This is a genomic window from Pseudomonas sp. BBP2017, assembly GCF_003024385.1.
Classification (GTDB): domain Bacteria; phylum Pseudomonadota; class Gammaproteobacteria; order Pseudomonadales; family Pseudomonadaceae; genus Aquipseudomonas.
Genome location: NZ_PVZN01000011.1, coordinates 156,363 through 168,800, shown reverse-complemented (window position 1 = coordinate 168,800; position 12,438 = coordinate 156,363). Strand labels below are relative to the sequence as shown.

Sequence of the window (12,438 nt, the reverse complement as noted above, 5' to 3'; positions counted from 1 at the left end):
GGAAAGGTGGATGGCAGCTTTGCTCCCACTCGTGCTTTAAGCACCGCGGACTCACAGCTTGCCATCCACCTCTCTCACCCTAGAGTTTACTTCCGGCCATAGACACAAGCGGGCTTGCCCCGCGATGGCACTTGCAGAATTACAGGGAAATCGGCTTACGCCCGGCAAAGGAATGCGCCAGCGTCCCGCCGTCGACCAGCTCCAGTTCTCCGCCCAATGGCACCCCATGAGCGATGCGCGAAGCCACCAGGCCCTTATCGGCCAGTAACTGCGCAATGTAATGAGCAGTCGCCTCGCCTTCCACCGTCGGGTTGGTCGCCAGGATCACCTCGGTAAAGGTACCCTGCTCTTCGATACGCGTCATCAATTGAGGAATACCGATCGCCTCAGGCCCCAGCCCGTCCAGCGGTGACAGGTGCCCTTTGAGTACAAAGTAACGACCACGATAGCCAGTCTGCTCCACCGCATAGACATCCATTGGCCCTTCGACCACGCACAGCAACGTATCGTCGCGGCGCGTGTCGGCGCACTGTGGGCACAGCTCCTGCTCAGTCAGGGTACGGCACTGACGGCAATGGCCAACCCCTTCCATGGCCTGGCTCAGGGCCTGAGCCAGGCGTGCGCCGCCACTGCGGTCGCGTTCGAGCAACTGCAGTGCCATGCGCTGAGCGGTTTTCTGGCCGACGCCGGGCAAGATGCGCAAGGCATCGATCAGTTGGCGAATCAGGGGACTGAAGCTCATGGGCAATAACCTGGATATTCAATAAGCGCGGGGAAAACGACGGTGGGAGCAACGGCCTCACAGCCGTGCTCCCACCGTAGGTACTACAAGTGCTGACTCAGAACGGCATCTTGAAACCAGGCGGCAGCTGCATACCGGCGGTCATGCCACCCATTTTTTCCTGGCTGTTCTGCTCGACCTTGCGCACCGCGTCGTTGACGGCGGCGGCAATCAGGTCTTCCAGCACTTCCTTGTCTTCCTGCATCAGGCTGTCGTCCAGACTGATGCGCTTGACGTCGTGACGACCGGTCATCACCACGCTCACCAGGCCGGCGCCGGATTGGCCGGTCACTTCGGCGTTGGCCAGTTCTTCCTGCATCTTGGCCATTTTTTCCTGCATCTGCTGAGCCTGCTTCATCAGGCCGGCCATGCCACCTTTCATCATGGGGATCACCTCAAATTTAGTCTTACGGGGTGCGGCGCGGGTCGGGCCCAGGCCGCTTGTGTCATTCAGTCATTCGCCCTGGGTTGCCGGGGCGTCTACAGGCTCAATAGTATCGTGTCGCACCATGGCACCAAACTGCTTGATCATCTGCTGGATGAGCGGGTCGGCTTCAATCGAAGCCTCTGCCTCCCCCTGGCGCTCGGCACGCTTGCGTGCTGCCGCCTGGGCCGGGGTTTCCTGCTCCGGGCGAATCAGCTCGATGGACAGCTTCAACGTGCGCCCGAAATGCTGGTTCAAGGCATCGTTCAGGCGGCGCTGCTGGGTCGCGTTGAACAGCGCACTGTGGGCCGGGTCCAGGTGCAGCAGCCAGTCATCGCCTTCGGCGGCCATCAACGTACAGTTGGCGGCGATACTGCCGGTCATTCCGGAGATCGGCAACTGCGGGAACAATTCCAACCATTGCAAAGCCAGTCCGGTGGCCGGCATGGCCGCTGGCAACGGCTCGGGAGCAGCGGCCGACGTCTCTTCGTGCACATGCTCGATAGCCAGTTCATCCAGGTAACTGTAGCTGGCCGGATCCATCTCCGGCTCGTAGTAATCTTCGTCCAGCGGTGGCTCGTCGTCACGCTCCATGCCGACTGGACTGTAGCCAATGCTGTCGTCGTGAGGCGGCTCGTCCTGGCGCACCACCGCCTGGACCGGCGCTGGGGCTGGTTGCGGCGATTCGACTACAGGTTCGGGCGCAGCAACTGCAGCCTCGGGCTCAGGCTCGGCAACAGACTGGACCAGGGCTGGATCGTTCCAAGGTAGGTCGACAACCGGCTCAGGCGCTTCAGCCTTGTCCTCGACTGGCGCGGGCGCGGGCGCGGGCGCGGGCTCAGGCTCCGGCTCAGGTTGAGCAACAGCTGCCAGCTCAGGAGCAGCAGGCGCAGACTCGACAACCGGCGCAGCAATCACCGCAGGCGCAGCGGCACTCGCTGCTGCCACCGCACTTGCCGAATCAGCTGTGGCCTGGCTGATCCCCACCGGCTTTAGTACCGGCGTCGGCGCGTCATCAGTATCGGCGGGACGGAACGCTAGCATGCGCAACAGCACCATTTCGAAGCCGCCACGCGGATCGGGAGCCAATGGCAGGTCACGACGACCGATCAAGCCCATCTGATAGTAGAACTGCACGTCTTCTGCCGGCAGCGCCTGGGCCAGGGCCAGTACCCGATCACGATCGCCCTGACCGTTGTCCACGGCTTCAGGCAGCGCCTGGGCAATGGCAACCCGATGCAGTACATTGAGCATCTCGGCCAGCACGCCGCTCCAGTCCGGCCCCTGCTCGGCCAGGTGGCGCACCGCTTCGAGCAAGGCCCGTGCGTCACCTTCAAGCAGCGCCTGCAGGACGCCATAGACCTGGCCATGATCGAGCGTGCCAAGCATGGCCCGCACATCGGCGGCCAATACCTTGCCTTCACCGAAGGCGATGGCCTGGTCGGTCAGGCTCATGGCATCGCGCATCGAGCCGTCGGCCGCGCGGCCAAGCAGCCACAGCGCGTCGTCTTCGAACGGAACGTTCTCGGCAGCCAGCACATGGCTCAAATGCTCGACCACCCGCTCGGGGGTCATGTTCTTCAGGGAAAACTGCAGGCAGCGCGACAGAATGGTCGCCGGCAGCTTCTGCGGATCCGTGGTGGCAAGGATGAACTTGACGTAGGGTGGCGGCTCTTCCAGCGTCTTGAGCAAGGCGTTGAACGAGTGGCTGGAGAGCATGTGCACTTCGTCGATCAGATAGACCTTGAAGCGCCCACGGCTCGGTGCGTACTGCACGTTGTCGAGCAGCTCGCGGGTGTCTTCGACCTTGGTGCGGCTGGCAGCGTCGATCTCGATCAGGTCAACGAAACGCCCCTCGTCGATTTCCCGACACACCGAACAGGTGCCACAGGGGGTCGAGGTGATGCCGGTTTCGCAGTTCAGGCACTTGGCGATGATCCGCGCGATAGTAGTCTTACCCACGCCTCGGGTGCCGGTAAACAGGTAGGCATGGTGCAGGCGCTGGTTGTCCAGTGCGTTGATCAAAGCCTTGAGCACATGGGTCTGGCCGACCATTTCGCGGAACGAGCGCGGACGCCATTTACGTGCAAGAACCTGATAACTCATCGAAAACCGTCAAATTGATAGACCAAAGACCGCTAATCCTAGCGGAGCAGGCCTGAAATTGCATCCGCTATGCAGCCTGACGTATAAGCTTTGTTCGCCAGGATGCTGTTGCTACTCAAGGAGACGTGGATGCGCTGGGTTTTGAGCCTGTTGACGCTGTACATCGGCCAGCTGTCGGCCGCTGAGCTACCACCCTTGCGTTTTGCAGTCGCCGATAGCTGGACCATGCCGCTGGTGCGCCTGGAAAACAACCAGCCGGTCGAAGGCGTCATGTTCGACCTGATGAACACCCTGGCCAGCCGCGTGCAGCGTCGCCCTGAATTTCACGTAATGCCGCGCTTGCGCCTGCAGGCAGCGATGGAGCGTGGCAGCGTCGATATGCGCTGTTTCGTGATGCCGTCCTGGAGTGGTGGGCAGTCGGGCAACTTCAGCTGGAGCCCGCCGCTGTTCCAGCAGCGCGATATGCTGGTGGCTGATCCCCACGAAGCAGCACCGGCAAATCTGGCGCAGCTGTCCAGCCAGGTCATTGGTACCGTGCTTGGATTTCATTACCCTGCACTGCAGGCACAATTCGACAACGGCCAGCTCATTCGCGACGATGCCCGAAGTCAGTTGCAAGTGCTGCAGAAACTCAAGGCCGGACGCTATCGCTATGCTGTTAGCAGTCAGTGGAGCCTTGACTGGTTTAATCGCTCGCTACCCGAAGCTCAACGTTTCAAGGCGGTGGCATTACTGGAGGAGCAGACGCTCAGCTGCTATGTGCGAAATGACCCAAGCGTACCCACGCAAGGCATTCTGCGCAGCCTTGATAGCATGAAAAAATCTGGAGAGATTGAGCGGATGGTCAGACGCCATACGGCAGCGCTGGACAGCCAGAAACAAGCAGGCGAGATAGCACGCGCAACAAAGACGATTAATAAACAAGATAGGTAAAGCAGGAAAAAGCGCATGGCTTGAAGAGAGGTGGCGACCCCACCAGCCACACCCCGGCACTCGATGTTCCCGCTATGGCTGCTCCCTTCCGGGCCTGACCAGGTTAACGGGTAATCAATGCGGGGGGACCGATGGGGTCACCATAACGCAGCTCATCTGGCGACGAGCCGCGCCATTGTACCGGAATCAAGTGAAGATACAACCTCTAATTCAAAAAAAACCATCCGTACTCAATGACTTGGCTGTGTTCCAGTGCTCAGATGGCAACACCGTGATCCCCCAGAAAGGCCACGAATGCATCTTCGTCCAGCACCTTGAGCCCCAGTTCGCTGGCCTTGGCCAGCTTGGAACCGGCACCCGGCCCGGCCACCACGCAATGGGTCTTGGCCGACACTGAGCCTGCGACCTTGGCGCCCAGGCTTTCCAGCTTATCCTTGGCGACATCGCGACTCATGCGCTCCAGAGAACCCGTCAGCACCCAGGTCTGACCGGCCAGCGGCAAGCCGGAGGCAACCTTCTTCTCACTCGTCCAGTGCATACCGAACGCGGACAGTTGTGCTTCAACATCGCGCGCCAGTTGCTGATTGGCCTCATCACGGAAGAATTCGCGTACCGCCTCTGCCTGTTTGGTGTTCAGAACCTGACGCAGGTCGATGCCATCGGCGGCAATGATTTTTTCCAGGCTATCGAGCTTGGCCACCAGCTTCTCGGCGCCCGTCGGCCCCACCGAGGGAATATCCAGCTTGGCGATCAGCCCGGCAAGTGTGGTGCTGGCCGCGAATTCGGCGCCCAGATCACCCTCATCTTGCAACTGCAGCCCACGCTCCAGCAGTTGGCTGATAACGCTGCGGTTGTGTTCATCTTCAAAGAAGCTATGGATCTCGTGGGCCACTTCCAGACCGATATCCGGCAGGTAGGTCAGCACCTGCGGCAACGCCGCCATGACCCGCTGCAACGAACCCAGCGAGCGCGCCAGGACCTTGGCGGTCTCTTCGCCCACGTCGGGAATACCCAAGGCATAGATGAAGCGCGCCAGGCTAGGCTGCTTGCTGGCGGCAATGGCCGCCAGCAGATTCTTGCTCGACAACTCGGCAAAGCCTTCCAGATCGACAATCTGCTCGAACGTCAGCTGATAAAGGTCGGCCGCCGAACGGATCAGGCCTTCATCCACCAGTTGCTCGACGCTCTTTTCGCCGAGCCCTTCGATGTCCATGGCGCGCCGCGAGACATAGTGAATGATCGCCTGCTTGAGTTGCGCAGCGCAGGCCAGACGGCCGACGCAGCGGTACACCGCGCCCTCACTGACGGTTTCCTTGCCCTTGCTGCGCTTGATCAACTGCGTGCGCTCAACCTGTGAGCCACACACCGGACACTGCGTGGGAATGTGCACCGGCCGGGCATCGTCAGGACGACGCTCAGGCACTACCTGCATCACCTGTGGAATCACATCGCCAGCGCGACGGATGATCACCGTATCGCCGATCATCAGCCCCAGGCGCGCTACTTCGTCCATGTTGTGCAGGGTGGCGTTGGACACCGTAACCCCGGCCACCTTCACTGGCTTGAGCCGGGCCACCGGGGTGACCGCACCGGTACGCCCGACCTGGAATTCGACGTCCAGCACTTCGGTCAACTCTTCCATGGCCGGGAACTTGTGGGCAATGGCCCAGCGTGGTTCGCGCGCACGAAAGCCCAACTCGCGCTGGGAAGCCAGGCTGTTGACCTTGAACACCACGCCATCGATCTCGTAAGGCAGGTCATTACGGCGCGCGCCAATATCGCGGTAGTACTCCAGGCATTCGGCGACGCCTGCGGCATGGCGTAGCTCGCGACTGATCGGCAGGCCCCAGACCTTGAGCTGCTCCAGAGTGCCGATATGCGTATCAGCCAGCGGCGCCGAGACCTGGCCCAGGCCATAGCTGCAGAACTCCAGCGGGCGGCTGGCAGTGATCCGTGAATCCAGCTGACGCAAACTGCCCGCCGCGGCGTTGCGCGGGTTGGCGAAGGTCTTGCCGCCCGCGGCGATCTGCGCCTGGTTCAGGCGCTCGAAGCCGGCCTTGGACATGTACACCTCGCCGCGCACTTCAAGCACGGCTGGCCAGCCTTCGCCTTGCAGCTTCAAGGGAATATTGCGCACGGTACGCACATTGACGCTGATGTCTTCACCGGTAGTGCCGTCGCCACGGGTGGCGCCCTGTACCAGTTGCCCGTCTCGGTACAGCAAGCTGACCGCCAGGCCATCGAGCTTGGGCTCACAGCTGTAGTCCACCGCCGCGCCGTCACCGAACAAATCGCCTGCCGGCAAGTCGAGCCCTTCGACCACGCGCCGGTCGAACTCGCGCAAGTCGTTTTCCTCGAAGGCGTTGCCCAGGCTCAGCATCGGCACTTCGTGGCGCACCTGAGTAAAGGACGACAAGGCTGCACCACCGACGCGCTGGGTCGGCGAATCGGCCGTCACCAGCTCAGGGTGCTCGGCTTCCAGGGCTTTGAGCTCGTTGAACAGACGGTCGTATTCGGCGTCCGGGATACTGGGTTCGTCGAGCACGTAATAGCGATAGTTGTGCTGGTCGAGCTCGGCACGCAGTTCGAGGATTCGGGATTTGGCGGTCATTTTCGTATTCTCTTGCAAAGCAAAAGAGCAGCCTGGGCTGCTCTTTGGGCATGTCTCTACTTTCTGTAGCGCATCCATCGCCGGCTAGGCCGGCGATGCTGCTAGCGTTTCTGGGTCAGGGCACGGCGCTCGAACTCGACGATGCGCTGACGGTAATGCTCGATGGTCTGGGCAGTCATGACGCTGCGCTGGTCGTCCTTGAGCTCACCGTTGAGCTCATGGGCAAGCTTGCGCGCAGCAGCGACCATGACATCGAAGGCCTGCTTGGGATGACGCGGCCCCGGCAAACCAAGGAAGAAGCTCACCGCACGGGTGCTGAAGTGGTCGATGTCATCCAGGTCGAATACGCCCGGTTTGACCGCGTTGGCCATCGAGAACAGCACCTCGCCATTACCGGCCATGCTTTCGTGACGGTGGAAAATATCCATTTCGCCGAAACGCAAACCGCTTTCCAGAATGTTCTGCAGCAAGGCCGGGCCTTTGAAGCCGCCTTCGTCACGGGAAATCACGCTGATCACCAGGACTTCTTCAACCGGTGGCAGGTCACGGGCTTCGGTGGTGGCAAAGGCGTTGCCGTTGTTACGGCTTTCATCCGGATAATCGTCGTCAGCGCTGGCAAACAGGTCCGGCTCACGCACACGCGGTTCGGCAGCAAGGTTCAGGTCGCCCTGTTGCGGCTCATTACCACGCTTGCGTTTTGCGGCTTTAGGCTTGCTGTTGCTGTCACGCTCGCGCGCAGCACTCATGGACGGCAGGTCGTGCTCGTCCAGCTCAGGCTCCTTGTGGGTCTCCAATACCCGCGGCGGGCCGATCAATTCGGGGCCGTTGTCGTCATCAGGGGCATTGGAGAAGCTGCGATCCAGACGAAACTTCAACTTGCCCTTGCCGCCGCGCATACGACGCCAGCCGTCAAAAAGAATACCGGCAATGACAATGATGCCGATGACGATCAGCCACTCGCGCAGACCGATTTCCATGTAATCCTGTGCCTCTGTAAAAAATGCTGAAAAATAAAGGGTTTAAACCCCTTTAAAACGTGGCGCCAACTCTATGTTCTGACAGGCGTTTTTACCCACGCAAAAAATAAGTGACATTAAGCTAGCACGACCAAAGATAACTTTACACCGTCTGTCGCAACTGACAGGGCCATTTAGCGCAGGTTCGCGCCTTATCGCCTCCAGTCAGGCGTCGACCATGGCCATCGCCTCCTCCACATCGACTGCAACCAGACGGGAGCAACCCGGCTCATGCATGGTAACCCCCATCAACTGATCGGCCATCTCCATGGCGATCTTGTTGTGGGTGATATAGATGAACTGCACTGTCTGACTCATCTCCTTGACCAACCGGGCATAGCGTCCGACGTTGGCATCGTCCAGTGGCGCATCGACCTCATCGAGCATGCAGAACGGTGCCGGGTTCAATTTGAAAATGGCAAACACCAGGGCCAGGGCGGTCAGCGCTTTCTCCCCGCCCGAGAGCAAGTGGATGGTGCTGTTCTTCTTGCCCGGTGGCCGCGCCATGATCGTTACCCCTGTATCGAGTAAATCTTCGCCCGTCAGTTCCAGGTAAGCACTGCCGCCACCGAAAACTTTTGGGAAAAGTGCCTGTAATCCGGCATTTATCTGATCAAAGGTATCTTTGAAGCGGTTGCGGGTTTCCTTGTCGATCTTGCGAATGACGTTTTCCAGGGTGTCCAGGGCTTCGACCAGATCGGCATCCTGAGCATCCAGATAGCGCTTGCGCTCTGACTGCTGCTGATACTCATCGATGGCCGCCAGGTTGATCGCGCCCAGGCGCTGGATGCGGGCGTCGATGCGCTCCAGCCCCTGTTCGGCCTCTTCTTCGCTGGCCCCCTCGCTGAGGGTGCCAAGCACCCCTTGCAGGTCATAACCGTCGGCTTGTAGCTGCTCCTGAAGGGTTTTGCGCCGCACGCTCAGCCCCTGCCACTCCAGGCGGTGCTGTTCCAGCTGACCGCGCAGCAATTGCGCTTGCTGCTCGGCCTGGGTCCGGCGTTTTTCCGCATCACGCAGCTCGCGGTCAGCCTCGTCCATATGCAAACGTGCCTGACGCATTTCGTCATCCACGCTCATGCGCTTTTCCAGCAATTCTTCGAGCTTCAGGCGCAACTCTTCCAGCGGCGCTTCGCCCTCCTCAAGGTTGAGGCTCAGCTGCTCGCGTTTTTCCGTCAGGCGCTCCGACTGCAGCTCCAGGCGTTCCAGGGCCTGACGGGTAGAATCGTGTTGGGCCCGCAGCGAGCCCAGGCGCACGGCCAACTGATGAGCGTGGTCCTTGTGCTGACGGGCTTCCTGACGTACCCGGTCGAGGCGCTCACGCAGGCTGTCGCGCTGAGCGAGGAGCAGTTCGCGCTGCTCGGTGTCCTGAGCCATCAGATCAAGGGCCTCCTGCAGTTGCAGGCGCGACTCGCCGAGGTTCTCGCTTTCGAGGGCGCGCTGCTCAAGCAGTTCAGCCAGTTCTTCCTCCAGACGTCGACGGCGCAAGCTCAATTGCTCGGCGCGCGCCTTGCCGGCCGACAACCGTGCGTTGAGCTCGCTCTGCTGGCGGGCCTCATCCTGAGCACGACGGCGCAATTGTTCACGATGCTCCTCCAACCCTTGCTGCTGCTCGCGCTGCTCTTGCAGCCGGGCCTCAAGCAATTCGAGTGCGACCTCCAGCTCTTGGTGCTCAAGCCCCAGGCGCTCCAGCTCCTGGCCACGGGCCAGCACCCCACCTTGAGCATCGCTGGCGCGATTGACCCGCAGAAAATGCCGTCCAACCCAGTAGCCATCTCGGCTGACCAGACTCTGCCCGTCGCTCAAGCGGCTGCGCTGGGCCAGCGCCTGCTCAAGGTTCTCCACCGGCACAACCTGCCCCAACCAAGGCGCCAGATCGACCCGGCCTTCAACCTTGTCGAACAAACTGCCCGGCATGCACGCACTTTCGGCCGTTGAATCAAGCAAGCGCAAATCGCCCTGACTGAACGCTGCCAGATCAAGGCCATTGAAGTCCTCCACCAGCACGGCCTGCAGATCCGCGCCCAGCACGGTTTCCACCGCCAACTCCCACCCCGGCTCGACCCGCAGGCCCTCAGCCAGACGCGGACGCTGCTCCAGGCCCTGCTCGCGCAACCATTGCGCGGTGCCGGTGCCCGGATCCAACGCGGCCTGCTGCAACGCTTCAAGCGAGGCCAGGCGACCGCCCAGGCGCTGCAATTCGCCCTGGGTCTGTTGCTGCGCCTGCACGGCCTGCTGCAATTGTTCGCGCAGGGTTTCCAGCTGCTCGACCACCTGTTGTTCCTGCAGCTGCAGCTCTTCAAGCACCAGCTCGCTGCTCGCCACTTGCTCACCCAACTCCAGAATCGCAGCATCTTCAGGGTCGGCACTGAGCTGGTCGCGCTCTTCAGCCAGCTTGCGCTGGCGCTCGGCCAGACGTTCCAGCGTCTGTTCGAGTTGCTGAATACGCGCCTGCTGCACCTCAGCCTGACGGCGTGGTTCGGCTGAGCGGGTGTTGAACGCGTCCCACTGCTCCTGCCAGCCGTGCATGGTGCCTTCGGCTTCTTCCAGGGTCGCAGCCGATTCTTCGGCGGCGGCCAGGGTCATTTCCTGTTCAGGCTCAAGCATTGCAAGCTCTTCGCCGAGAGTCGCCAGCAAGGTGCGGTCATGCCCCAGGTGCGACTCGGTCTCCAGACGCGAGCGCTCGGCTTCCTTGAAGTCGTCCTGAAGCTGGCGCAGGCGCTGCTGGCCGTGCTGGATACTCTGCTCGACCCGGGCGATATCGCCGCCAACCGAATAGAAACGCCCCTGCACCTGCCCAAAGCGCTCGGACAGCTCATGATGGCCATCACGCAGGCGCTCGATGCTGGCATCGGCATTGCGCTGCTCGGCCACCAGCGCCTCAAAGGAAACTTCCTGATCACCGATTACCGCTTCGCGCTGAGCGACCTGCTGATCCAGAGCCTGCCAACGCAAGGCCGCCAGTTGTGCCTTGAGCTGACGCTCCTCGGCCTTGTACTCCTTGTACTTCTCGGCAGCCTGGGCCTGGCGATGCAGGCGTTCGAGCTGGCGCTCCAGTTCTTCGCGCAGGTCGGTCAGGCGCTCGAGGTTTTCATGGGTACGGCGGATGCGGTTCTCGGTCTCGCGCCGACGTTCCTTGTACTTGGAGATCCCGGCCGCTTCTTCGATGAAGTTGCGCAGGTCTTCCGGCTTGGCCTCGATCAGCTTGGAGATCATCCCCTGTTCAATGATCGAATAGCTGCGCGGCCCCAGACCGGTGCCGAGGAAGATGTCGGTGATATCACGACGCCGGCACTTGGTGCCATTGAGGTAATAGGTGTTCTGCCCGTCGCGGGTGACTTTGCGGCGGATGGAGATCTCCGCGTAGGCGGCGTATTCACCGACCAGGGTGCCGTCCGAGTTGTCGAACACCAGCTCGATACTGGCCTGACTCACTGGTTTGCGGCTGGTCGAGCCGTTGAAGATGACATCGGTCATCGACTCGCCACGCAGGTTTTTGGCCGAGCTTTCGCCCATCACCCAGCGCACTGCATCGATGATGTTGGACTTGCCGCAGCCATTGGGCCCGACCACCGCTGCCATGTTGCTGGGGAAGTTGACCGTGGTCGGATCGACAAACGACTTGAACCCGGCCAGGCGAATGCACTTGAGGCGCATGCTCAGGCAGTCGCCAGTGCCGCCAGCACCAGCTCACAGCTGCGCTGGCAGTATTCGACCAGCACCGTACGGATGCGCGCCTGATCGCGGGCAACCACGGCCTCCAGCAGGTTGGCGAACAACGCCAGGAAGTCGCCCATTTCGGCCTTGCGTTGATCCAGCGCCAGGTAATAGGCGCGGCTCATGGCCGGCTGCAGGTTTTCAACGGTTTCCTGCAGGTAAGGATTGTTGGCGAACGGGTAAGCCGCACGCATCACCGCAAAGCTTTCTTCGACGAAGACCTTGATGTCCTGGCGCTGCAGAGCACTGGTCAGGCGTTGCTGAATGTTCAGGAACGCCTGCAGGTCGCCTTCATTGCGCCAGTTCTGCGCAACGGCATTGCCCAGCAGGATGTAGAGCTCGCCCATCAAAGTGCACAGGCTGCGCACGCCATGTTCGTCGAGCTCGGTTACATGAGCGCCACGACGCGGCAGGATGGTCACCAGGTGCCGACGCTCGAGGATCAGCAAGGCTTCACGTACCGAGCCGCGACTGACGTTCAGTGCCTGGGTGACCTTCTGCTCCTGGATACGCTCAGCAGGCTTGAGCTCGCCGCGGATGATCCGCTCAGCCAGGTAGTGGGCAATTTGCTCGGAGAGGCTGTCCGGCGCCTTGAACGTCATGGTTTTCCTTCAAAATCATTGAACGGTGCAAAAGGCGCAATTGTAGCGCACTTGCCCCGGTGCCGCGCAGGGGCCTGGAGGCAGAAGTTGGCACGAATGGCGCAAAAAATTCGGCCATGACCACTGCGGGCTATGCTCTATAGAAAAGCGCCTGTGGCAGGTGGGTAATGGCGTGTAAATTTTCCTGACCCAGAAGTCAGAAAATTGTTGACCTAAAAATCAAGTCTGCTTACAGTCCGCTCAACAACAAT

The 12,438-nt window shown here is 61.0% G+C and carries 8 protein-coding genes and 1 other RNA gene; 1 reads left to right on the top strand and 8 read right to left on the bottom strand.

Features of this window, described 5'->3' with window-relative positions:
* Positions 1-139 precede the first annotated feature (139 nt).
* The 3 genes from recR to dnaX all read right to left on the bottom strand — a co-directional run bounded on the left by recR (position 140) and on the right by dnaX (position 3,311).
* Complete coding sequence (recR, locus tag C6382_RS15395; protein ID WP_107025266.1) at positions 140-742, bottom strand: recombination mediator RecR; 603 nt, start codon at positions 740-742, stop codon at positions 140-142.
* 97 nt (positions 743-839) lie between these two features.
* The gene (locus C6382_RS15390) at positions 840-1,166 is read right to left on the bottom strand and encodes a YbaB/EbfC family nucleoid-associated protein (protein WP_028945400.1); all 327 of its coding nucleotides are present in this window, start codon (positions 1,164-1,166) and stop codon (positions 840-842) included.
* A gap of 69 nt (positions 1,167-1,235) precedes the next feature.
* Positions 1,236-3,311: a DNA polymerase III subunit gamma/tau gene (gene dnaX, locus C6382_RS15385; protein WP_107025265.1), complete on the bottom strand. Its 2,076-nt coding sequence runs from the start codon at positions 3,309-3,311 to the stop codon at positions 1,236-1,238.
* Between the two features lie 129 nt (positions 3,312-3,440).
* On the opposite strand from dnaX, the gene C6382_RS15380 reads away from it, so the two are divergent.
* Positions 3,441-4,244, top strand: a complete 804-nt coding sequence (locus C6382_RS15380) for an ABC transporter substrate-binding protein (protein WP_107025264.1) — start codon at positions 3,441-3,443, stop codon at positions 4,242-4,244.
* Between the two features lie 37 nt (positions 4,245-4,281).
* Here C6382_RS15380 and ffs read toward each other — a convergent pair.
* From ffs to C6382_RS15355, 5 genes are all read right to left on the bottom strand, one after another.
* An RNA gene (gene ffs, locus C6382_RS15375) (signal recognition particle sRNA small type) lies at positions 4,282-4,378 on the bottom strand.
* Between the two features lie 122 nt (positions 4,379-4,500).
* On the bottom strand, positions 4,501-6,855 hold the full coding sequence (ligA, locus tag C6382_RS15370; RefSeq protein WP_107025263.1) for an NAD-dependent DNA ligase LigA: 2,355 nt from the start codon (positions 6,853-6,855) through the stop codon (positions 4,501-4,503).
* A gap of 101 nt (positions 6,856-6,956) precedes the next feature.
* Entirely contained in the window at positions 6,957-7,832 is an 876-nt protein-coding gene (zipA, locus tag C6382_RS15365) for a cell division protein ZipA (protein WP_107025262.1), read from the bottom strand.
* Between the two features lie 204 nt (positions 7,833-8,036).
* Complete coding sequence (smc, locus tag C6382_RS15360; protein WP_107025261.1) at positions 8,037-11,525, bottom strand: chromosome segregation protein SMC; 3,489 nt, start codon at positions 11,523-11,525, stop codon at positions 8,037-8,039.
* A gap of 2 nt (positions 11,526-11,527) precedes the next feature.
* Entirely contained in the window at positions 11,528-12,187 is a 660-nt protein-coding gene (locus C6382_RS15355) for a GntR family transcriptional regulator (RefSeq protein WP_107025260.1), read from the bottom strand.
* Between the last annotated feature and the right edge of the window lie 251 nt (positions 12,188-12,438).

Excerpts from the sequence above, each read along its gene's own strand:
- C6382_RS15355 (WP_107025260.1), bottom strand. The coding sequence starts at position 12,187 with ATGACGTTCAAGGCGCCGGACAGCCTCTCCGAGCAAATTGCCCACTAC.
- dnaX (WP_107025265.1), bottom strand. The coding sequence starts at position 3,311 with ATGAGTTATCAGGTTCTTGCACGTAAATGGCGTCCGCGCTCGTTCCGC.
- smc (WP_107025261.1), bottom strand. The coding sequence starts at position 11,525 with ATGCGCCTCAAGTGCATTCGCCTGGCCGGGTTCAAGTCGTTTGTCGAT.
- C6382_RS15380 (WP_107025264.1), top strand. The coding sequence starts at position 3,441 with ATGCGCTGGGTTTTGAGCCTGTTGACGCTGTACATCGGCCAGCTGTCG.
- C6382_RS15390 (WP_028945400.1), bottom strand. The coding sequence starts at position 1,166 with ATGATGAAAGGTGGCATGGCCGGCCTGATGAAGCAGGCTCAGCAGATG.
- recR (WP_107025266.1), bottom strand. The coding sequence starts at position 742 with ATGAGCTTCAGTCCCCTGATTCGCCAACTGATCGATGCCTTGCGCATC.
- ligA (WP_107025263.1), bottom strand. The coding sequence starts at position 6,855 with ATGACCGCCAAATCCCGAATCCTCGAACTGCGTGCCGAGCTCGACCAG.
- zipA (WP_107025262.1), bottom strand. The coding sequence starts at position 7,832 with ATGGAAATCGGTCTGCGCGAGTGGCTGATCGTCATCGGCATCATTGTC.